Source organism: Methanosarcina siciliae T4/M (genome assembly GCF_000970085.1).
Classification (GTDB): domain Archaea; phylum Halobacteriota; class Methanosarcinia; order Methanosarcinales; family Methanosarcinaceae; genus Methanosarcina; species Methanosarcina siciliae.
On the sequence record NZ_CP009506.1, the window covers coordinates 491,914 to 514,237 of the forward strand.

Below are 22,324 nucleotides of genomic sequence, written 5' to 3' on the forward strand. Positions count from 1 at the left end.
TAAATAGTTATCTCATTGATCAAATATTATTTCGATAGTATTCCAGAGATGCTGGTAGTATAATATTAGTTGGATGGGTATAATAAAACCTGGAAAATAGAAACATAAAAGCTCGTTTGCAGAGTAATTTTTCTATATTTACTTTGATCTCTACCAGGAAATTTAAATAAATTATTTTTAAAGTTTAGCAAAATAATTAATGTCAGTGTTTTCTTCCAGCTTCATACCTGGCAAGACTATCACCATAAAGCTAAAGTCAAAGAGAAAGGGTATATTGGTCTTGTTTGTCTGAATTCTCTAAGAACGTGTCTTAAAATTCAATTTGATTGTACAATTTCGTTTATGCCGACTCTTCCCGGGCCATCTCCGGCCACATCAAATAAGCGCCGACAAAAAAGCAAACCGCCCCGATCAGGGTGAAGGCAGTGGACCACAGCGCGAGGTTGTCAAAAATGGGGTCAGGTCTGATATAAGCCAGAAATGCCGAAATTAAGAATGCAACACATCCTACAAAGTTAATAATCGTAATCCACCAGTCAATGTTGCGACTGCGCCAGCACCACCAGCGATGACAAATTTCAAATACCGCAAGCGTACCGGAGATCTGGAAGAAAATAGAGCCAACCATGTCCGGTACCCATATCAACAGGTCTTGCCCTATCCAACCCAGATTGAGAAAAGCATCAAACGTGTTGAAGTTGAACATAATTGTTCCCAGAAATTGACTAAATGTAACCCAAAAATCAATTCGAACAGGCTGCCAGGCCAACCATTTGCGTTTAGCATTTTGGACATCACCGTCAACGGTGGTCGCGGCGATGTTGTAGCGGTCTCCCACCAACTGAACCGACTCGAGGCCTACCAGTGAGACGACGGCTGACACACCCAGCAAAGCGATGATCAGGGCATAATTTTTTAAGCGGGTGCAGGCCAACAGAAAAATGATGGCCATTGTGGCCAGGCCGGTCAACAATGAAGGCCAATGGATTTGACCCAGATGGAACAGCAGGTCGATGGGCCTGGTCAAGTGACTACTGGCCTCGCTTTCGAAGCCGGTTAGCCCACCCAACTGGCTTAGAATGATAGTAATGGCAATGCCGCTGAAAAAGCCGGTCATCACGGCATTGGAGATGAAGCGGGTCACCTTACCCAATTTCAGCAGGCCCAATAACAACTGGAAGAGACCGACCAGAATGGTCAAAAGTGACAATCAGCGAGATCGGGTCCACCTCCCTGGCGCTGGCCACCGCGCCGGCCATCACCAGCATCATGGCGCTGGTCAGGGCGCAGTTCATATATTGCGAACCGGTAAACAGCCCGGCTACGGGCATCCCCACCATCATCGAGTTAAAGGCGAAGGTTGGGTTAACGCCGGCCAAAATTGCCGAGGCGATGGCGTCAGGGATAGCCACCATCGCTGCGGTTAATCCAGCCCCGGCGTCACTTGAGATATTCTTGCGGTCAAAAACCAAAAATTTTGAAATTAGCGCCATATCTATTGCTGCATATCTGCCGTATGGTACTCTTGCAGCAGCTCCCGTTCTTTTGCTCGCTTCGGAAAGAAGAGGACGACCAGCGCCGCGCCGACCAGAACGGCAATGATCCCGGCAATGTAGGCACTTTTATCGCCGGCCAGAAAGGCGATCCTGGCCGCAGCCGTGATCTGATCGGCATACTGCGGGTACTGCGCGGCCACACTCTGGGCGCCGGCGTAGGACATCAAAAAGCCACTCGTCACGCTGTCGGGAAGTTGCGCCGCATTCGGCACGTCGGCCAGTTGGGCCGCCGTCGACGCCGCATAACCCGCCGCGAGCAAAGCGCCGAAGATCGACTGGAACAAGGCACCGCCTAGGTCGCGCTGTAGGTCAGCCGTACCGGAGGCCATCCCTACCCGGGTGACCGGCACCGAGCCGGTCAACGCATTTGAAGCGGGTGTGCCGGCCAGCCCGACTCCGACCCCGAGAAAGGAGTACCCCAGCCCCACCATCCAGTAGGGGATACCTTCATTCCACAACAAGAACATGGTCAGGAAACCGAGCAGGATAAACAAGTAACCACCCAGCAGGGTGAACCGGGAACCGCGCGCTTGGATGAGCTTGGCCGAACGCGGGGCGATCAGGATCATAAAGAACGCCGCCGGCAGGATGGCCAGGCCGGAGTTCACCGTCGAGTAGTCCAGGACATTCTGCAGGAACTGCTGGCCGATAAACAGCGCCCCCATCAACGAGCCAAAGACGATGATGCCGCCCACCCCCGCCACCCAGAAGGTCGGTCGGGCGGCCACCTTGAGGTCATAAAGCGGGTTCTCAGCTCGCCGCTGCCGCATGACAAATAGGACGGCTGCAATCAGCGCAATGATAGCCAGGATAATGACCAGGGTCGTGGCATCGGGCACAGGTACAAAATTGATCGCCAGGATAAATGATCCAACGAGGATTAGTGACAGGATGCCGCCCAGGTTGTCAACGGATTCGCTCGTCTCGTTGACGTGCCCCGGCACAAACCTGATCGCCATCAGGAGCGCCACGACCGCCAGCGGCAGAAGCACGAAAAAGATGGAGCTCCAGGGGAAAACCGTTAGCAGCAAACCCGAGGTTAGCGGGCCGACGGCATTGATGGCGCCGCCAATGGCCGCCCACAACGCAATCGAATGTGTGCGCGCCGGCCCTGCTCCCCACAGGGCGGTGATCAAAGACAACGTCGTCGGGTAGGCCATACCCGCGGCGAAGCCGCCCACAAGACGCCCGGCAATCAATATCTCGATCGTCGGCGCAAATCCGCTGACCAGGGCGGCCGGCATCGCCAGGGAAACGCCGAGGATCAGCATCAGCTTGCGCCCGTAGCGATCCCCCAGGGCGCCAAGCCACAGGACCGAGCAGGCCAGGCCCAGCGAATAACTGACCGCCACCAGGTTGAGTTGCGTCTGGGAGGCATTGAAATAGTCACCGATGGACGGCAGCGCCACGTTGGCCATAGCCAGCGGGAGATTGGCCACGGCGGCCACAATGATGAGAGTGGCTAGGATGATCCCGGCCTTCTCAGGCGCGCCCGCCGACTCAGCCGGGACAACGGTTGATTTGAGTTCAGTTTGTTGATTACTCATACTGTCCTCGCTTTTGAGAGGTGGTTGGTGGGTCTCATTTTTAAAGTGTAGATTATTCTTCGGTCGAGCCTGCCTCGCCGCTAATTTCTACGGTAGATTGGCGAGTAGACAACCAGGTCTGCGCCGCTGCCAGGGCCGCATCTAACGATGCCCCAAGGCCAGGCTGCGCCTCGAACACATTCTCCTGACCAACGATATCCATCAGTCCGGTTCGCTCCAACTCATCTTTTACCACCGGCTGAACACCGGCCAGCAACAGTAAATTGCCACCCTCTTGCAATTCCCTGGCATAACGCTGCAACCATTTCAAACCGGTGCTGCTGGCCTGTTCACGGCCCCGAACCCGAAGAATCACGGCAGCATGCTTAACCCCACGGGTGGCCGGCATAAGCTCATCCAGGAGGGGGGTTTCCGCGTAAAATTCGTGGCCGCCAAGAGAAAGTATGGTCACCTCGTTCGAAGGGTATGCGTCCGGCACGTCTCGTTCTTCGTAATGGCCGTTTTCATTGCGAACCAGGCAGGTCACTCGAACATCCTTCGAGGACGCATAAATGTACAAAACCAGCGATAGTCCCGCGCCCAGGAAGATAGTCCATTGCAGCGGGATAAAGAGAGCTGACAGGAAGGTCAGCATCCCGGCGGCTACAGAGCCCCACGAGGTACGGTAGATAAGCCGCGCGTCCGGCAGCCGGGCCAGAATCAACTCGGCTCCAATCACAAACAACATGCCGGCGATGACGGTCAGCGGTACCAACTCCGCCAGACTGCCCAATAGCACTACAATCAAGGCCAGCCACAGTCCGGCAAAGATGCCGCCCCAGCGAGAGGAGGCCCCGGCCCCCACGCTAATGCCCGTCCGCGAGAGCGAGCCGCCGGTGCCCATTGACTGAAAGAAACTGCCGACCAGGTTGCCCAAGCCTTCGCCGGTGAAGTCCCGGTTTTGGCTGGTCCGGCTACCATCGGTGTTGGGATAGGCCGTGCTGATGCCGGCCCCCTGGACCAGGGCCACCAAGGCCACCGATATCGAACCTAAAGCCAGCTTGGGTAATAAGCTGAAATCGGGCAGCATAGGCATAGGCAGGCTATTGGGGATGGTGGCAATGCTCTTGACCAGCGCTACCGAGGACATGCCCAGTAGATTGACCACAATAGTCATCACAATGAGGGTGATGATGGCTGCCAGCTTCTCGGTCGGTTTGATCATTTTTAGCCCAACCATCATGATGATGGTTACGACCCCCACGATCGTTGTCGTCGTCTCCCACTGGCCGATGTTGGCCAGCCAATTGATCATCTCCATCAGCTTATTTGCGCCCGATGGGGCATAGCCGGAAAAGTCGCCCATTTCACAGATGATAATCAGCAGCGAGGCCGCCGCCACAAAGCCGGTCATCACTGCATTTGAGACAAAATTGACCACCATGCCCATACGCAATAGGCCCATAGCAAACATAATGGCGCCTATCAGGAAGGTGATGGTAAACAGGGCCTGGGGCATCTGGCTGTCTTGAATGCCGGCCACCTGCATCACGCTGCCGGTTGACAGGGCGATGGCGCTGGTCAGGGTACTAATCATCAGGATAGTGCCCGTGGTCAGCGACGACGCAATGGTCGCCGAAATCCCGGAATAGAGGCCGTAGACTGGATTGACCCCCGCCAGTTGGGCGTAAGCCGTCCCTTCGGGGATGCTGAACAAGCCGGTGGCAAAACCGGATACCACATCAGATTTCAAAGTCTTTGGGTCTGGTTTCAGCGAACGTGCATAGTTTTTGATGTTCATAAGAAGATCGCTACCGAAAAAGGCTATTAACTGCAAAGAACGCGAATACCATAAAGGAGTCGAAGTTTTTTACTCTTAGCCTCCCTTACGGTGGGATTATTTATGGCGTCACAATGTTGAACCAGAATTCAAACACATCCAGTAGTGAAATCAGTTCGTGAACCTTATCTAGACTGCCCTCAACCTGCACCTCGCCGTTTTTGATTTCTTCGTCGAAGGTGGATTCTTGGAGGATGATTTTGTTCAGGGCTATCCGCGTCAGAGTCAGGCTGGCGTCGGCGTTGGCGACTTGCCGATCCGGTGAGTGGTTCAAAGCGGCGTTGGCTAAAAAGAGCACGGCCGTTTCGCCCGTATCGGTAAAGTCAAAGTTAACCGTAATCTTCTTGCCGGCCGCTTTAGGGCCATTCAGGCGCATCCCCAAATAATCAAAGAACAGGTCCAAACTCATCGCCCGCACTGTATCGGGACTGGCCGTGTTAGGCGTAGGAAGCTGTTTGACCCCTTCACGCAGTTCCTTGGCCCCGGTCAGGTAGAAGTTACGCCACGGGCCGGACTCCGCCTGGTAGCCCATCTGCTCAAAGGCATCGGCCAACAGTTCACGCGCGGCTTTATGCTCCGGATCGGCAAAGACAACGTGTTTCACCACTTCGGACACCCAGCGATACTCGCCTTTGGCATAGTCCTTGGTCGCTTTTTCCACAACAGCATCGACCCCGCCCATCATCTCAACGTATTTCTTGGCCGCATCTTCCGGAGGAAGCTCATGCAGAGTGGCAGGATTGCCGTCAAACCAGCCCAGATACTTGGTGTAGGCTGCCTTTACATTATGGTTGAGCGTGCCGTAGTAACCGCGCATGGCCCAGTGTCTGGCCAGTTCCGGCGGATACTCAATCATTTCCGCAATCTCCACCGGTGTATAACCGTGGTTGGCCAGACGCAGTGTCTGATCATTGATGAAACGATAGCCATCACGTCCTTTCTTAAGCATCTCAAGAACCCGCTCTTTGCCCCATACCGGCCAATGATGCATGCCGTACATAACCTCAGTTTTGTCACCCCACATGTCAATGGTCTGGTTGAGATATTTTGACCAGGCTTGCGGGTCACGGCAACTTGTACCCCTCATCGAATAGGTATTGTGCAGCGTGTGGCAGCAGTTCTCGGCGGCGGTCAGAGCTTTGAGCTCTTCGATATACCAGTGCATCTCAGCCGGAGCCTCGGTGTCCGGTGCCAGCAGGAACTCGAAAGTCAAGCCGTCTATGTTCATCTTTTGCCCCGTCTCGGTAATTTCGTGGGTGGGCGGAATCAGGGTGATGGTGCCGTTGGAGGTACTCATCCCCAGGCCGGTGCCTACCATCCCTTTGGGTCCGGGCGGCAGTAGATTGCCGTACATGTAACTGGCTCGACGGCTCATCACATTGCCGGCCAGTACGTTTTCGGCCACGGCCGCTTTCAGAAAACCGACCGGCGCGATGATCATGACCTTGCCCGTCTTCACATCCTCTTCCGAGACCACGCCCCGCACGCCGCCATAATGGTCTACGTGACTGTGCGAGTGAACGACGGCTACCACCGGTTTTTTGGGGCGGTGTTCGTAGTAGAGTTCAAGCGCCGCTTTGGCCGTTTCGGCGGAAATAAGCGGATCAAAAATGATTAGACCGGTATCCCCCTCGACGATGGTCATATTTGAAAGGTCGGCCGAACGAATCTGATACAAGCGATCGACTACTTTGAACAAACCACCCTTTAAAACCAGCTGTGATTGTCGCCACAGGCTGGGATTAACTGTTTCCGGGGACGATGCGTCTTCTTTGATAAAGTCATAGCGAGTCAAATCCCAGACAACGCGCCCGTTATCATCTTTGATCACTCCCCTGTCAGGCAGCGGGGCGATGAAGCCCCTTGCCGCATCTTCAAAATCGCGACGGTCTTCAAAGGGTAATTTGCTTAAAAATTCGGAGTTGGAGGCTTTGGTAAATTTTGTAGCCTCATTTGATCTTTCAGTCATTTCAATCCCCCTTTTGTTAATAAAGTCAATACAAAGAATTTTACAATATGTCCCATATGTTGCAAAGTCCCCCGATGAAACTCGGTTTACTTCCAATATTTCAAAGTATATGGTTAGACATCAGAAGAAATTAACAAACAGCAAACGCCCCATCAACAGGCAATAATGCCTAAGTATTCTCTGGAGTTGTAGTTGCTTTCAAATAGCGAGATTGGAAACTGTATTTTTACCTCCGTGTTCAAAGAGCGTTTCAGTTCCGACAGCTCACTTTCAGCTACCAGCATTATTATGCAATGTGTAACTGTGTTCTTTTGTCCCCGTGGTTTCAGTTCCCAAAAATGCCCTTCCAATAGTTCCCCATTTGTCTACTTCAAGATGCCATTACTCAGCTAAGCATCTATTGAGCCTATCCCAAAACTAATATGTTATTGAAATTATAAATTTATTTTTATGTCATTTCATGAAATCGATGACGTTCTATGGGAATCCATAGAACCTTATCTTCCTCCACAGAAATCACCTACAGGAAGACCACGCGCAAATATGAGGAAGTTATTTAACGGTATTTTATACGTTGTTATGACAGGTTGTACTTGGAAAGATGTTCCTCGCCGCTATGGATCTAAGTCAACGGTTCATAGATTTCATCTTTACCTGTGTGAACATGGCATTTACCAGAAGATCTTCAATGAACTTTTAAACAAAGGTTATGATCTGAACAAAATAGATCTCTCCCATGTTGAATAGGAAGGAAAGATTACTCTTTCCCTCCCTTCCAGGAACGAACCGTGCGACTTTCACCGCAATTCGCTCGCGCATTTCACAACCTTTTCAGGCGGCTCTAAAAGAAGAATGGAAGTCTGGTTTATATCCATGGTGCCTGTCTTTTGATACGATCCTTCCTTTCAAGGAAATATTGCCTGTTAAGGTATGGGTTGGCATCAAGTTTGGGCAGTGAATGCCGGCGGATTTTGGTATCTGAAAATTTGAGAAGTTTGGTCTCTTTGGTCTGAAATATCCATTTTCGGGTACCTTCAGAGGCCCAATACTTGTTTGCAATCCATTTGTGACCCTTATTAGGATGTCTCCGTTTTCCCCATTGCCAAGTGATTTCCCATAGATAGGAATCAAGTTTTCGGAAAGTATCCTTTGCCACTATGTGACGGTGATAGTTCGTCCATCCTCTGATTACCGGGTTAAGGGTTTTGATAAGTTCATCTTGTGTCCATGATTTAGCCTTGCTGACAATAACCTTGAGCCTTTGAGTAATCGATTTGATTGATTTTTGGGATGGCTTAATCAGAAGTTTTCCTCTATATTTTCGGAGTTGAATAGGAAGGAAAGATTAATCTTTCCCTCTCTTCCAGGAACGAACCGTGCGACTTTCACCGCAGTTCGCTCGCGCATTTCACAACCTTTTCAGGCGGCTTTAAAAGAAAAATGGAAGTTTAGTTTGAATCCATGGTGTTTGTTTCTTGATGCGGTTCTTTCTTTCGAGGAAATAACTCCTATCAAGGTAAGGATTAGCATCAAGTTTGGGCATTGAATGCCGGCGGATTTGGAAATCTGAGAATTGGAGAAGTTTTGTCTCTTTAGTCTGGAAGACCCAATTCCTTGAACCTTCAGAAGACCAATACTTGTTGAATATTCATTTATAACCTTTATTTGGGTGTCGCCTTTTTCCCCACTGCCAGGTGAGTTCCCATACATAGTGATCAAGTCTTTTGAAAATAACCTTAGCCACTATGTGACGATGATAATTGGCCCATCCTCTGATTATTTGGTTAAGCTTCTTGATGAGTTCATTTTGTGTCCATGACCTAGCATTACTTACGGTAGTCTTGAGCTTCTGAGAAATCGATTTGATTGACTTCTCGGATGGTTTTATTAGAAGTTGTCCTTTGTATTTACGGAAATGCCAGCCAAGGAAGTCAAATCCATCGTCGATATGAGTAATTAATGTTTTCTCAAGAGAGAGTTCAAGGCCTCTAATTGCCAGAAATTCACGGATGATATCACGTACTTCAGCTGCTATTTCCTTTGTTGGAGCAGTGACTAAAAAGTCATCTACGTAGCGGATGAGGTGTACTTTCATTTTCGGAAAATGTTCGTGAAGGAGTTTTTCTATTCTATCCAATGTCATATTAGCTAGTACAGGAGAGATGTTTCCTCCCTGGGGTGTACCTATGTCAGTGGAGTGGAACTTGTCATCAAGAGTGAAACCAGATTTCAGGAATTGAGATAGGATTGATTTATCAATTAGGATATTGTTCTTGAGCCAAGAATGGGAAATGTTATCAAAACAGCCTTTGATATCACCTTCTAGAATCCAAGGGCTAGATGTCGTTTTCCAGAGGCATCGGAATGCATAATTTGATGCATCTTGTGCACATTTGAAAAGGCGAAATCCAAAGGATCGAGTATCAGCTGTAGTTTCAGCTACAGGCTGAAGACCTAGAGCATACAGAGCTTGCATAGCTCGGTCTCTCATAGTAGGGATAGACAGAGGACGTTTGCTAATTTTTCCAGGTTTGGGGATATAGATACGGCGTAATGGATATGCTCGATAGTGTTGTTCTGAAAGATTGATTGCTGCCTGCATCTTGTCCGATGCGGAAGTCCAGAGTTCTCTATCTATGCCAGCAGTTCGCTTACCACGATTCTGCGTAACTATCCGCACTGATAACAGTTTTGCGAAGTAGGAATGAGTTAATAGGTATGTTAGTCTTTTAACCAGATTCCAGTTTTCGTTGTTTGTTGCCTTTGCAATCCGGGTCTGTAGCCGGTTAACTCGGAATATAGTTGCTTCCCAGTCAATAGAATTCCATTGACTTGAAAAGCTCCGGTCAGTGCGCTTCTCGCTATGAGGCGTCGTTGAATGCTGCACTTTCACTGGTATACCTCCTTTCTTTGCCGTGAAACACCTGTTTCAAGTCAGCGCCTTTTCAGGCTAAGGCATAAGCCTCTATCCTGTCCATTATAGGCAGGCGTTCGCTTTTTGAAACATCCTTTCCCGTCTACACTATTTGTAGGTCTCGCGACTTGCATACCTCTTTTGAGGAGCGTATACGGGTTACCAAGTTCAGTATCGGAGATATTTTTGGCGCTTTAGGAGCCATCTATAGACCGGGAACCATTTCGTCCGTTTGCCATTCTGTAAAACAACCAGGATGGCCAGGTTCCATGCCATTTTGGCCCAAGTGTATCGCCCTGTTTTCACTTGTTTATCATGACGATCCTTTCGATGATTCAGCGTTTGCTTCTCCATGGCGTCTTTTCCCTTGCAGATTGAACAGATCAGGGTTCTATCCTTTTCCACGTTGTCCTGTGGGCTTCACACCCTCCCGTTAACCAGAAACGCATGCCACAGTAGGGACACCCTAAACGGATAGGAGGCAGATTTTCCTGCAATCTCAGATACCGCTTCTTGTCGCACTTTTTTACTGATACAAAAGATATTTCGGCTAAAAAAGGGGAAATATCGGCTATGATGGTTACAAGAAGGTAAAAGGAATAAAATTAAGCGTTTTAGTAGATTTACAGGGTCGACCTCTTTCTATTATCGTTGTACCTGCAAATGTGAATGATTCTACACTTTACATACCTACACTTAGGAGTTGTCACAGAACAAAATATGCACAGGTTTCGATTGGATGCCTTGATTTTCAAGATCATCATCATCAATTAGAAATTAACTCTATGAAAAATATGTCTAATTTATTTATTGCTTCATTTTTTCCTTCCACGATCAAATTATTCAACGTAAGGTCCATGCCTCTTTTTCGTTTATGCCGACTCTTCCTGGGCCATCTCCGGCCACATCAAATAAGCGCCGACAAAAAAGCAAACTGCCCCAATCAGGGTGAAAGCAGTGGCCCACAGCGCGAGATTGTTAAAAATGGGGGCAGGTCTGATAAAAGCCAGAAATGCCGAAATTAAGAATGCAACACATCCTACAAAGTTAATAATCGTAATCCACCAGTCAATGTTGCGACTGCGCCAGCACCACCAGCGATGACAAATTTCAAATACCGCAAACGTACCGGAGATCTGGAAGAAAATAGAGCCAACCATGTCCGGTACCCAGATCAACAGGTCTTGCCCCACCCAACCCAGATTGAGAAAAGCATCAAACGTGTTGAAGTTGAACATAATTGTTCCCAGAAATTGGCTAAATGTAACCCAAAAATCAATTCGAGCCGGCTGCCAGGCCAACCATTTGCGTTTAGCGTTTTGGACATCACCGTCAACGGTAGTCTCGGCGTTGATAGACTGATGGTATTGGGAATAACCGGCAGAGGTAAAGAAGATCGAACCGATGAAAAAAATCAGGTTGAGAATGAGATATCTTTTGAACCCGGCCAGAAATAAGACGCTGCCCAGTGCAAAGTGGATGGCGCCAATCATGAACAAAACGGCGATCCACCAGTTTAACGATCGGGGGCGCCAAAGCAGGTATCTGGGTTGTTTTTTTTCCGCCGCTTCAGGGCCTGGTTCCGGACCGAACCGCTTGCGATGTCGCCGGGAGGTTCTGACATCCACAGTGCCATCAGGCCGGCGGTGGACAATGCGGGTAACAAAGGGACCCATATACTGTGACTCGATATGTTCCCACGTATCCGGAAAATAGATATAGCCTCGTTTAATTGAAGTTGACATAAGCGTTTATCTCTCCGATTTAGCTGTCAACCAGCCAGGCATGGTCAGATTCCAGTGGATAATATTATGCCCTGGTCCTTTGGGGTGTTTGAGTCCCATTCTTTTCACATCTCCATAAACCGTTGGTGATAGTATTGTCAGCTGAGGTTATCATCACGCAAAAGAGATGAAGACAGTTTCCCCATAAGCTCATCTATTGAAGCTTCGCCACCAGATCCTCCCCTGATTCACTTTTTCCCATCATGACCTTTAATGCTTATGCTCCAAGTATCATCTGTCATCAGAATAACACCACAATCATGAGAGAATTACCAACACACAACTACAAATAAAGTTTTTACTCCTGGACTATATACCTTTAGGAATTAAAATTTCGAAACATTTCATTTCGATTGTCATTGTCTATCCTGTGAATGTTTCTTCCTGTAGATTGCCTCCACTACAAAGGAAGAAACAAAAATTGCTACCAATTAAGGAAATTATAATGGTAAGCCAATATATGTGATATCATCGGATGATGAGTTCGATGGTGATGTACAGGTTATAAAACCGAAGGATCAATCCAACCTTGAGGCAAGAGTAGAATCACTAGAAAAACAGCTCTCACTCTTATACTCGAATCAGCATCAAAAGAACCAGATAAATGTGGTGGGCCCGCTGAGATTCGAACTTCTTACATTTCATATCTCTACAAACCGTCATAGATTCTGGAGTAGGTTTAAACGCAATATGTTCTTTTTACATAAAAGTCTACATGACTATTTAATATAAAATATAATATCACTTCCTAATCTTTTTATTCTATATGTACACAGTAATACATCAAATGGGGTCTTACTAACAACTATCTGTAAATTAACTTTAGAAAAGCTTCAAATAAAATAGGAGAATTCAAAGTGAAGTCCCAACAGGAAAGCATTTTTGGAAAAGTTTTTTTTTGTTTTCTTTTGCTGTTTCTTGGCTTAATGAGTTCCAACCTTACGCATGCCGCAAATACTAATTTTATTATAAAGTGGGGTTCTGATGAAAGTGGTACCGGACAAATGATGAATCCACAAGGTATTGCTGTTGATTCTTCGGGTAATGTTTATGTTTCAGAACCTAACTTTCATCGTATTCAGAAATTTGATAGCAGTGGTAAACTTCTTACTAGCTGGGGTTCTTATGGCAGTGAGGATAGGGAATTTAGCTCTCCATTTGGTGTAACTGTTGATTCTTTGGGTAATGTTTATGTTGCCGACACTTGCAATTATCGCATTCAGAAATTTGATAGCAGTGGTAAATTTCTTACTGGATGGGGTTCCTCTGGGGATAGCTCTGGACAATTTAGTCTACTTAGTGGAATAACTGTCGATCCTGCTGACCACGTTTATGTCGCCGATACTAATAATCATCGCATTCAGAAATTTGATAGCAGTGGTAAATTTCTTACTGGATGGGGTTCTTATGGCGGTGGCGATGGGCAATTTAGCTCTCCATTTGGTATAACTGTTGATTCTTTGGGCAATGTTTATGTCGCCGATACTGACAATCATCGCATTCAGAAATTTGACAGCAGCGGTAAATTTCTTATTAGATGGGGTTCTTCTGGCAGTGGGGCTGGGGAATTTAACTCTCCATTTGGCATAACTGTTGATTCTTTGGACGATGTTTATGTTGCCGATACAGGCAACCATCGCGTTCTGAAATTTGACAGCAATGGTATATTTCTTACTAAATGGGGTTCTTACGGCAGTGGGGCTGGAGAATTTAGCTCTCCATCCGGTGTAACTGTTGATCCTTTGGACAACGTTTGTGTTGTCGATACTGGTAATCACCGCGTTCAGAAATTTGACAGCAATGGTAAATTTCTTACTAGCTGGGGATCTTATTTGATTTTCCGCAGATGTCCTTTCAATTTTTGTAATTTTTCTTTCGATTGTTTTTGAAAACGATGGAAATCTCGATTTTATAGAGAAAAATCCTGTTTATGTTATTCATTTGGATAAGGAGTTTTATGGTGAATTTCAAGTTACATGATCGGAAGTAAAATCCGACTTCGAAGCAAAAGTTGAAGCATTAGAAAAAAAGCTCTTTACGCTCTTATAATCAAAAAATAAAGAAGAAACAGAGAGTGGGCCTGCTGAGATTCAAACTCAAGACCTCCGCCATGTGAAGGCTGGGAAATGCGCAATTTATGTATTGACAGTTTATCTAATCGAACGAGGATCAATAATCCTTAACTATATATTACAATCTTTCAATATATTTTCAATAGTAAAGGAGGTTTTTGGTGCCCGAAGTCACTATTGTTGAACTTAGCCCTCAACTTGTGCTTGGTATGCGTAAGACCGGAGCTTACAGGGAGATCCCGGTAATGTTTCAGAGAATTTGTGAGTTTGCTTTAAGCAAAAATATTCCGCTTGCCACCTACCCTGCTTTTCTCTGTCATGAGATCACAGTTGAAGAAGTCCAGAAAGCTGATGAAGAGGGAAATGCTGATATTGAAGTTGTATTCCCTATCTATGAATTTGTTGAAATTACCGGGGATGAGGAAATTAAGGTCTATAAGCTTCCGGGAGGGAAAATGGCAAAGATTGTTCATAAGGGCCCTTACGAGGAATGCACCCTCGCTTATGAAAAACTATTTTCCTGGATTTCAGAGAATGGAAAAAGAATTACTGGTCCTGTCCGTGAAGTATATCTTAATGATCCTCGAGAAGTTCAGCCTGAAGAGATATTGACTGAAATTTATGCTCCTCTGGAATGATACGGTGAAGAATCTTACTCCGGAAAACATAAGTATTTGTAAATATCAGTTAGTTATTAGTTAATAACCTTTTATTACATAGTCATCATTAAAAGCAAAATCCTAAAAGCTGTTACAAACCTACTGGAGACAAAGAAATGGCAGAAGCATTAAACTCCGATAAAGCAAAACCTTCTCCAACTCTTAACACTATTCTTATGGTAGAAGACACTCTGCAAAACAGCCCTGACAGTGTTGTGACAGTTGCCGAACTCAAAAAAATGCTGCCAAGACAGGTAAACCATAACACACTGATGGTTATTCTGGACTATCTGGAGCAGAGCAATAAGATTGCTGTTGGACTTAGGGGAATAACCTGGATTCACAGCAGGAATGAAAACCTGAGAAAGGCAGTGGTTCAGGGACTTGAATTATGAAATATATTCGAGTAATCCTGACCCCTGAAGCCGCAGATGCATACAATTCTCTCATTAGTAGAGCACCTGAATCAAAGCAAGAAGAGATAATCCTTAATGCTTTCCTTTAGAAAGTGGAACTTCTAAAGGAGAATGTCCATTATGGTCAACCAATTGCCAAAAAACTGATTCCTGCGGAATATAAAACCAGGTATGGAATAACGAATCTATTTAGAGTTGAACTTCCTAATTTCTGGAGGATGCTTTATACGCTTACAGCGGGAAGTTCAGGTATTGAAATTATCGTATTGGTGCTTGACATAATTGACCATAAAAAGTACGATAAAAAATTCGGTTATAATAAGTGAATTTTGGTCAATTGATAGCGATTCATCGGTGGTTATCAGCTCTATGTGAGTTTAAGTGTGTCTATCATACTTGATTATTCATCAATACCTTCCAACACGCGCCACACCCTACGGTAGGTTCTACCATTCGCACCCATAGCTTGCTTCCAGTCATCTTCACTTAGTTCAACCAGCATATTTCGCACCTTAGGCAATGGTTCCTCTGTCTGAACACTTAAATAGTCCGCCATTGACGTTGCTGCCGAACGAGGAATTCCCAATAGTCGAAGCACAATCGCCTCATCACTATTAACTCCGTAAAAAACTCTAGATGGAAGATTCCTAAGCTTTTTCATACTTTCGTCATCGAGATTTTCACCAGTAATGGCTAATAGTGCCCCAAGCCCCCAAGAGGCAGTCTGCGTTAGTTTCCCAAAAAGGTTTTGCCCACATTTAGTCAACGCGGTGACTGTATCCTCATTTTCATTCTGAAAGTACCACTGAGCGATTTCTCCAATTGATGCTCCACCTACCCAGTCTTTTACAATTGAAGCTAACTTATTTCCATCGGGTCCATCGCCACCGGTTGCTTCTTTAAGGTTTTCACGTAGCTCAGGAACTCTTAGTAGAACACCCATCATGTCCTGAAGATCATTATTTCTTGAATCAAAAAGATTCTCAGTATTCCATGAAGCCGAATCAATGTTTCCTTTATGTTGCAAGATTGTCTTTATACTTTGTAGAGAAAATCCTGTGCTGTCCACTAACTTCAATGGTTGACCAGGTTTTTGAAAGTATTTCGTGTATTCTTCAATCCCATCTAATAGGCGGAGGGCAATTTGGCTATCCTTTGTACGCAATTTTTCAAAACCGAGTGTGCCTCTGAGTACTTGTTCTATCTCTTCAGAGAAAGTATCCGGTTCTCCCATCTGACGATAAGTGTGAACAAGGTATTGCAGGAAACTTGACCATTCAGGAATATTATATACAATTGCTCCAAGGTCACCAAGTTGCTCGCCAGCAGCCTTAGCTAAATCTATCAAGGCTGAATTAAGATCCCCGGTGTTGTTATTAATGAAAACTCGGAGTGCATCTGCTTTCTGTTTGTTGTTAGCGGCCAGAGCAATCACTCCTAATTGACCTTGTGATACACGACCTGCACGCCCAGCAATATTCCAAAAGTCTTCTGCTGGCATATTATATGCACCCTTTTTTTCACTAAAATACTGGTGAGAGGCCATAACCACCCCACTAACAGGGAAGTTAATGCCCTGCGCAATGGTGGTGGTAGCAATCAGGAAATCCAGTCGGGACTTTTCAAAGAGCCACTCCATCAAAACTCGAACCTCCTCAGGTAATCCTGAGTGGTGTACACCAATTCCATAATCAAGAAGTTCGATTAAAGGAAAATCTTCGCCAAGTTCCAATCGCAGAAACTCCTGAACAAGTCTGACATCTTCATCATTTGCACGTTTAAAGTTCTCTTCAATTTTGAATTTTCTAGCAAGTGACCATACCCAATCGGGACGTGCATGCATGACGATGACTGGACCACGACCCTTAAGATACTGGGCCGTAATTGCTGCAATCTCTCCATTTTTGTTCGCCTGGGAGAAATATGGGGCAATAGACGTTGATTTCGGTAAAGGGATTATTTCCTCCAGCGCGATAGTCTTACGCGTTGTGTGAACAGTTTCGAAATTCAGATGATAATCAAAACTTCTGCCTTTTATATGCCTTCCTTTTACTGCTTCAACAATCCCAATTGCTCGGTCATTGGGTTGCCAATCTAGAGAGAGACTGATATCTTCCGAGCTTGTTCCCCCTAACCAGCGAGCAACTTCACGGGCATTTTGAATGAATGGTGTCAGTAGAAGGAACTGTGCATAGCGGCATTCTTTGTTAATAGTTGCTAAAAGCAACTCCAATTTTAGCCCTCTATGTTCATCCTGAATATTATGTGCCTCGTCGACGACAACCAAGGTCAGAGGACGTCCAATTTTTTCTTCCCAGCCTTGACGAAGCATAAGGTCCAGTTTTTCGGGTGTAGTGACAAGGATTCTGAATTTCTGCCCGATGTCATTCTCTTGGAGAATATGCATCTCTATATTGTCGATTTCTAAAGCAGGGCTGACTTTTTCAACAATTAGGGATAATGGAGCAAAATCTTGGCGCAATTGTCTTGTTACTTGATTGACCAAAGCTCTTGATGGAGCAAGGTAAGCAACCCATCCTTCTTCTTCATCAAACTGATTAAGAGCTTGAAGGATACGGAACTGTGCAATCAATGTTTTTCCACTGGAAGTAGGCAGGCTGACGACGACGGCTCGTCGACTTGAACCAAGTAGCCCTTTCTCTAGCAAAGTTCTTCTTTGAGGAGGTAGAACATCGAACAAGGCTTTGTCACCACGTCCTTTATCCACTAGAGTCTCAACAAATTTTATCACTTTAGGATAGGCTGCCCTAGTCACTGTCCATATAGAATTCTCGACCATTTGTGAAGAAGCCGCAGCTAGTAGACGCGCAAGTGGTTCCAATTCTATCATACGGGCATTTTCACAGACTGCAAACACTCGGTCAAAATGCGTATCAAGCAACTGATTAACTTGGTAGTTACCTTCAACAGCACCATCTGTAATGAACAGTGCAAAAATTTCTCCTGTTTTGGCAAGGTGATAAAGCCCAATGAGTTCTAAAGCTGCTGCTTTAGCATGAACCGGTTCCATACTATCAAGATAGGTATTTTCAAACTCATTTTGCCTATTCCTGAGTTCCGCAATTCTCTGCAACACAATGTCGCGATCTTCCCAACCTTTTTTACGAATTAGGCGCAACCATACATCGACAATGGTCGCCCAAGTTCTCTTGCCCCAATCATCACTGTCAGTTGGAAGTACAGGCCATTCTTCTTGGCGAAGCATTCTGGCCGCATCTGCACCCTTGTCTCCAAGCACTGCCAAAGCGGACATGCGCAATATCTGAATCGAAGCCTTAAGAGGTTCGTTGGGTAGCGGTAGTACGCGGAGAAGGCGGAATGCATCTGCTGCACTTTCTCGCATTGCTCTCAGCTTTGCATCATCTTCTTCAAATCGTTCCAGAGTAAGATCTAGTGATGCTAGTTCCAGAGCATTAGCGACATCCTGAACAAGCCTCAAGTCCACATCAGGCTCTTTCTTAATTATCTCCCGGTAGACTTGAATGCGATTTGCAATATCAAGTGCTTCTCTTCGTTTTTCGTGGAGAGAGTCTAACAACAAAGAAGTCATGACAAAACTCCACCTCTAATTTGATCAATTAGCTGGTCCAAGCTCCATGGCAAATATAAGGCTACAAGGTTGCAGTTTGTTGGAGATACTAGTGTTTTCCTTAGAACCTTTCCTCGACCAGATAAATCGAGCTCATTGGGTGATGTATCCCTTATTAGCACACCAAAAATAGCCATTTGTTTATTTCCTGAGTTAAAGAATGCTATCGATGCTTGGTCAAAGACCGATTCATATTTGGTGCCCTTCACTCGTGGAAGAAGCCACCTCAGTAGCTGATTAATTATCGTGAGATTGTTGGCCAATTTATCAATTTGATGTCCCATTTGTCCACTACGTCCAGACATGACCTGTGGAGGTATCTTCTGTTCGCCAGAAGTCTTAACTTCGCCTAGTGCAAAACGATAACCTAGTCCATCATTGATAAAACCTACAATGTCGGCTCCCGGCAAACTTCCAAAAGGATTACGTTTATCCCGTTCCATGTTCCAAGGAAAAACGACCCCATGACTATGTATTAGATATGCCTCAGCCAAAGCCTCACCTGCGGCCCATGCCCGCTCTTCTGGTACGTCAGCATTCAAAACTGCTTTCAAACTTTTCTGACCCATGCCAGTCAATGAAAGACCTTTAAGGTGGCTACTGAAATCATCCCTTCCAGATGTATCATCCAAACGACTTGCGACGTCGTCCTTCAGAAAAACTAGGAATGAACCATTATTTGTAAATTTCAAACCGCGCCATGATACGGAGGCATGATTATTCTCATACTCAATATTTGCAAAGGTTAGACTCATGACGCAGCCTCTGTGTATTTGCTTTGAAACTCACCTTGAATTGAACAACTCACCAGTCCGTTTGCGTATACCAGTCATGCAATCTATTTTTCGGCTTCAAAGATTTTAATTTCTCCAGACCTAATTTTAGGAAGAACGATATCTCGGATTCCACTCAGAACCTGTATTTATCGTTTATTATTATGAATAACAGATAGTAGTTGTATAATAATATTGTGAAAGTGGTCTAAGAGCGTACTTTTAATTAAATAATATTTGTAACCTGAGTTCTCATATTTTAAGCGCATATATCAAGTTCCGTAAATCTATCGTTCCAATTGATTACGGTTTTCAAAATTAAATCCTTAGTTCGTGTGCTTAAATTTAAGCACATAATTCGACATCAGTAGAGTTTTATGCGCCTAAAAAGCCGGAATCTAGGTATAAAACATTTAGATGATGAAATTGAAGTTATGGATAGAGATATTTTCAATTATGTTTACAAAAACCATAAGCGAGAAATGGGAATTTTTATATTAGTTCCAAGAATTGGAGAACTTAGGGCGGGAACTCTTATTGCTGAAATAGGAAATTTCAGGGATTTTGTATCTGGAGATAAACTTACTTCATGGCTTGGTCTGGTTCCAAATGTATATCAATCATAATATGGCATATTATTACAGTGCGACAAGAAGTTATGTCATGAATTGCATGAATGCTGCCCTTTCCATTTGGGGTAACCCTACCAGAATGTGCATTAGTAGCAATACAGGTGTGCAAAGCTTCTGGGACAATGTGAATTCCTCTGGAAATCCAGTTCAGACGGTTTGCTAGGGTAAGGGTTCTATGGAGAATGTAAAGTGAACCATTGTAAGAGTCGTCAGGTGCAACAAGCGAAATTGGATTGACACGCTTGAACCAAAATGGTACGAAATCAGGCTTTAATGGCTTGTAATATGTTAAAGCAAATGGACAAACGGTTTCCGGCTTATAGATGGCCCCTAAAGAACCCATAATTGTTCATGACATAGAACTTGGTAAGCCCTATTTGTTCCCTTTAAAGCTCACATTTCGACCCCCCCTTTAATTTTCCCCTGAATTATGGTTCAATTACCATAATTTCTAGTTAATCCCATCAGTTCTTTTTTGAAAAAGTTCAAACTCTTGATTTCATTAACCAAGTGTTACATCACAAACTGTATAGCTACCGCTACATATTTTCCGAAATATAACCTTTTATTCAGCCTTATTCAGGAAGTTCACCCAGACTCGAGATTCAAGCCCAGTAGCTTTACCAACTTGTTCAGGTGATCTACTTTTCCATTTTTTGTGATAATCACACGCTTTCCATCTATAGTCATGATATAATGGAAGGAAAGCAACCTCAGCATTTTTTCTGCTGTAGGGTTTTTCAGGATAGACCTCCCAAAATCAATACGTAAAGGCTCATTTTCCTTTTTCAGATTTTCTCTTGCTGTAATCCTCATAAGTACCCTTACTAATAAGGAAACATGCAGCAGCATAAGCAATGCTTCAATACGTTCTGGTTTTTCCAGAAATATCCTGTAAAACATAGAAGGTTTTTTCAATTCTTCAAAGTTCGTTTCAACAACTTGTTGGTTTTTATATAACTGAAAGATTTCCTTATTGTTTTTTGTATCGAAGGGAACATTTGTAATCAGTACTACAGTTTCCAACGACTGATGGCGCTTTTTCCATTTTTTCCTTGTTTTGCTCAAGGCTTTTGAGTTTAACGTAAAATTCACTGGTGATTTTCAATTTTTGTTGACTCTTGGAGGGTCTTCCTTTCGGTCTTTTTTCAATTGTTTCTTCTTGGATCTCAAATGTGACATTGAATAATGAGGGTTTGTACTTCTTAGCAAATTCATCCATTGCTTTCCTGGCATCTGCTTCGCAAGCGAATGGTTTTTTAAACTCTTTCTTTATTCCTTCCTCAATTTTTTCTCGTTCCTTTTTACTTTCATTGGCTAACCTTTCATCACCATCAAGCTTTCTAAAAACGACTAACCGACATTCATTTCCATGAACAATTTTATCAAAACCTTGCACTTCATACTTTGTTGCTCTTTTAGATTCTTCATCTTTACAGCAAGGTCCTACGTATTCCCATTCATTGAGCGAATAAGCCTCAGATACAGTCTTTTCTGCAATCCTGGAACAGAATTTCTCTGGGCACCTGGAGATGAAACTGAAAGGATTTGTTTTATCGAAAAGGACTCCAAAATTCTTTTTATTCACCAGTTTCGAATCTGCTATGAAGATCGAATCACTATACATTTCACCAAATAAATCCCTGAAATGGCGCATAGCATCTGGGAGCCAAACAGTATCAGCAGTGTTCCCATCAAGTGTTTCTGTGTAAAGAGGAAGTCCTAATTCGTTTGTAATCATTCCGCTCATAATTTGTTTTTTATCAGGACGCTTATCTTTGCTATAACCGTAAGTGACCTTCAAACCTTCATAATTTTCCTCTTCACAAACCTTAGAATCTCCGTAGTAAACATGAGATGTAGTGTCCACTTGGAATATTCGACCGAATGGAATTTTGAAGTTTGCAAAAACTTGTGATACTACCATGCTGAAAAGACCTGGGCAACCTGCTTCATGAACTCGATCCAGCAACAGACCTAAACAATCATCATTGAAGTATGAGTGGGGATAATCTTTTCCAAAAACAAGCTCAGTATCCATGAATTCAACAATCTCTTCAACAGAGCATAAAGGATATCGTTTATCTGCGCGAAAAAAAGGAGTTAGCACTATACTCAGTGCCAGAGTTCCTGGCGGAACTCTCCATTGATCTCGATCCCATTGGATGTTGTCATTGATAATGGCTTCAAAAGAAATTTGATTTAAATAATGTTTAGGAGCCAAAACTGTGAATGGGGTCGTATTTGTCTGTGGAAATTCATTTGTATTCAAGTGTTCGGAAATATTATCACAGTTGGAAGTATTTTTCATGCGAGATAACTCTCTGTTTTTATTTTAGGCTTTGAAGAATTTGTTTGTTATGTTATGTATTATATGCAGGACGTTATAAAAATCAAATCCTTAGGAATAATGTGAAGATGAGAATCGTTTATAAAAATTGAATGAAGAAAAAATTAGGTCTTATCGGGAAGATGGGGTCGAAATGTGAGTTAAAGGGGGTAGAAACTTCGTAAGGAGCAACAATGACAAAGAGGGTAGAGGATTCAGTAAAAAGCGAATGCCAGTCTATAAT

17 protein-coding genes and 2 pseudogenes are annotated in these 22,324 nt (G+C 44.6%); 7 read left to right on the plus strand and 12 right to left on the minus strand.

The genetic code is table 11. From position 1 onward, the window contains the following. Positions 1-340: 340 nt before the first annotated feature. The 5 genes from MSSIT_RS21050 to MSSIT_RS02235 all read right to left on the minus strand — a co-directional run bounded on the left by MSSIT_RS21050 (position 341) and on the right by MSSIT_RS02235 (position 6,891). Complete coding sequence (locus tag MSSIT_RS21050; protein ID WP_197080328.1) at positions 341-1,201, minus strand: SulP family inorganic anion transporter; 861 nt, start codon at positions 1,199-1,201, stop codon at positions 341-343. Next, positions 1,146-1,493: a SulP family inorganic anion transporter gene (locus MSSIT_RS25175; RefSeq protein WP_048169635.1), complete on the minus strand. Its 348-nt coding sequence runs from the start codon at positions 1,491-1,493 to the stop codon at positions 1,146-1,148. The genes MSSIT_RS21050 and MSSIT_RS25175 overlap by 56 nt, the downstream gene beginning before the upstream one ends. A gap of 2 nt (positions 1,494-1,495) precedes the next feature. Next, on the minus strand, positions 1,496-3,103 hold the full coding sequence (locus MSSIT_RS02225) for an MFS transporter (protein WP_048169637.1): 1,608 nt from the start codon (positions 3,101-3,103) through the stop codon (positions 1,496-1,498). A gap of 52 nt (positions 3,104-3,155) precedes the next feature. Next, positions 3,156-4,883 (minus strand): SulP family inorganic anion transporter, encoded by a 1,728-nt coding sequence (locus tag MSSIT_RS02230; protein WP_048174444.1) that lies wholly within the window; start codon positions 4,881-4,883, stop codon positions 3,156-3,158. Between the two features lie 100 nt (positions 4,884-4,983). Next, positions 4,984-6,891 (minus strand): alkyl/aryl-sulfatase, encoded by a 1,908-nt coding sequence (locus tag MSSIT_RS02235; RefSeq protein ID WP_052721485.1) that lies wholly within the window; start codon positions 6,889-6,891, stop codon positions 4,984-4,986. Between the two features lie 450 nt (positions 6,892-7,341). Between MSSIT_RS02235 and MSSIT_RS25590 the strand changes: the two genes are divergently transcribed. Beyond that, positions 7,342-7,638, plus strand: a complete 297-nt coding sequence (locus MSSIT_RS25590; protein WP_048169639.1) for a transposase — start codon at positions 7,342-7,344, stop codon at positions 7,636-7,638. 118 nt (positions 7,639-7,756) lie between these two features. Here the strand turns inward: MSSIT_RS25590 and MSSIT_RS21580 are convergent, their stop codons facing one another. After that, complete coding sequence (locus MSSIT_RS21580; protein ID WP_082088847.1) at positions 7,757-8,224, minus strand: group II intron maturase-specific domain-containing protein; 468 nt, start codon at positions 8,222-8,224, stop codon at positions 7,757-7,759. Positions 8,225-8,539: 315 nt separating this feature from the next. Further along, on the minus strand, positions 8,540-9,784 hold the full coding sequence (gene ltrA, locus MSSIT_RS02250; RefSeq protein WP_231590380.1) for a group II intron reverse transcriptase/maturase: 1,245 nt from the start codon (positions 9,782-9,784) through the stop codon (positions 8,540-8,542). A 587-nt stretch (positions 9,785-10,371) separates the two neighbouring features. Between ltrA and MSSIT_RS25595 the strand changes: the two are divergent. Continuing rightward, positions 10,372-10,509, plus strand: a pseudogene (locus MSSIT_RS25595) (transposase); the annotation flags it as partial. A 168-nt stretch (positions 10,510-10,677) separates the two neighbouring features. Here MSSIT_RS25595 and MSSIT_RS24480 read toward each other — a convergent pair. Then, positions 10,678-11,550: a hypothetical protein gene (locus tag MSSIT_RS24480; protein ID WP_231590381.1), complete on the minus strand. Its 873-nt coding sequence runs from the start codon at positions 11,548-11,550 to the stop codon at positions 10,678-10,680. An 896-nt stretch (positions 11,551-12,446) separates the two neighbouring features. Here MSSIT_RS24480 and MSSIT_RS02270 point away from each other — a divergent pair. From MSSIT_RS02270 to MSSIT_RS02285, 4 genes are all read left to right on the plus strand, one after another. Next, positions 12,447-13,478 carry a 6-bladed beta-propeller gene (locus MSSIT_RS02270; protein ID WP_052721487.1) on the plus strand — a complete coding sequence of 344 codons (1,032 nt, stop codon included), beginning with the start codon at positions 12,447-12,449 and terminating at the stop codon, positions 13,476-13,478. Positions 13,479-13,822: 344 nt separating this feature from the next. After that, entirely contained in the window at positions 13,823-14,299 is a 477-nt protein-coding gene (locus tag MSSIT_RS02275) for a GyrI-like domain-containing protein (RefSeq protein WP_231590382.1), read from the plus strand. A gap of 137 nt (positions 14,300-14,436) precedes the next feature. After that, positions 14,437-14,715 (plus strand): hypothetical protein, encoded by a 279-nt coding sequence (locus MSSIT_RS02280; RefSeq protein WP_011020566.1) that lies wholly within the window; start codon positions 14,437-14,439, stop codon positions 14,713-14,715. 113 nt (positions 14,716-14,828) lie between these two features. Further along, positions 14,829-15,062 (plus strand): hypothetical protein, encoded by a 234-nt coding sequence (locus MSSIT_RS02285; RefSeq protein WP_231590383.1) that lies wholly within the window; start codon positions 14,829-14,831, stop codon positions 15,060-15,062. A gap of 74 nt (positions 15,063-15,136) precedes the next feature. On the opposite strand, the gene MSSIT_RS02290 is transcribed toward MSSIT_RS02285, so the two are convergent. Both MSSIT_RS02290 and MSSIT_RS02295 read right to left on the minus strand, forming a co-directional pair. Then, positions 15,137-18,307 (minus strand): DEAD/DEAH box helicase, encoded by a 3,171-nt coding sequence (locus MSSIT_RS02290; protein WP_048169646.1) that lies wholly within the window; start codon positions 18,305-18,307, stop codon positions 15,137-15,139. Continuing rightward, positions 18,304-19,101 carry a hypothetical protein gene (locus MSSIT_RS02295; protein WP_052721488.1) on the minus strand — a complete coding sequence of 266 codons (798 nt, stop codon included), beginning with the start codon at positions 19,099-19,101 and terminating at the stop codon, positions 18,304-18,306. Before MSSIT_RS02295 ends, MSSIT_RS02290 begins: the two co-directional genes overlap by 4 nt. 422 nt (positions 19,102-19,523) lie before the next feature. Here MSSIT_RS02295 and MSSIT_RS02300 point away from each other — a divergent pair. Continuing rightward, positions 19,524-19,742, plus strand: a pseudogene (locus MSSIT_RS02300) (transposase); the annotation flags it as partial. Positions 19,743-20,339: 597 nt separating this feature from the next. On the opposite strand, the gene MSSIT_RS02305 reads toward MSSIT_RS02300, so the two are convergent. Beyond that, entirely contained in the window at positions 20,340-20,669 is a 330-nt protein-coding gene (locus tag MSSIT_RS02305; RefSeq protein ID WP_331456177.1) for a hypothetical protein, read from the minus strand. A 55-nt stretch (positions 20,670-20,724) separates the two neighbouring features. After that, the gene (locus MSSIT_RS02310; RefSeq protein WP_048169651.1) at positions 20,725-22,062 is read right to left on the minus strand and encodes an IS1634 family transposase; all 1,338 of its coding nucleotides are present in this window, start codon (positions 22,060-22,062) and stop codon (positions 20,725-20,727) included. Between the last annotated feature and the right edge of the window lie 262 nt (positions 22,063-22,324).

Bases quoted from the DNA above. Each gene is read 5' to 3' on its own strand.
- MSSIT_RS25175 (WP_048169635.1), bottom strand. From the start codon at position 1,493: ATGGCGCTAATTTCAAAATTTTTGGTTTTTGACCGCAAGAATATCTCA.
- MSSIT_RS02225 (WP_048169637.1), bottom strand. From the start codon at position 3,103: ATGAGTAATCAACAAACTGAACTCAAATCAACCGTTGTCCCGGCTGAG.
- MSSIT_RS02230 (WP_048174444.1), bottom strand. From the start codon at position 4,883: ATGAACATCAAAAACTATGCACGTTCGCTGAAACCAGACCCAAAGACT.
- MSSIT_RS02235 (WP_052721485.1), bottom strand. From the start codon at position 6,891: ATGACTGAAAGATCAAATGAGGCTACAAAATTTACCAAAGCCTCCAAC.
- MSSIT_RS25590 (WP_048169639.1), top strand. From the start codon at position 7,342: ATGTCATTTCATGAAATCGATGACGTTCTATGGGAATCCATAGAACCT.
- MSSIT_RS24480 (WP_231590381.1), bottom strand. From the start codon at position 11,550: ATGTCAACTTCAATTAAACGAGGCTATATCTATTTTCCGGATACGTGG.
- MSSIT_RS02280 (WP_011020566.1), top strand. From the start codon at position 14,437: ATGGCAGAAGCATTAAACTCCGATAAAGCAAAACCTTCTCCAACTCTT.
- MSSIT_RS02290 (WP_048169646.1), bottom strand. From the start codon at position 18,307: ATGACTTCTTTGTTGTTAGACTCTCTCCACGAAAAACGAAGAGAAGCA.
- MSSIT_RS02295 (WP_052721488.1), bottom strand. From the start codon at position 19,101: ATGAGTCTAACCTTTGCAAATATTGAGTATGAGAATAATCATGCCTCC.
- MSSIT_RS02310 (WP_048169651.1), bottom strand. From the start codon at position 22,062: ATGAAAAATACTTCCAACTGTGATAATATTTCCGAACACTTGAATACA.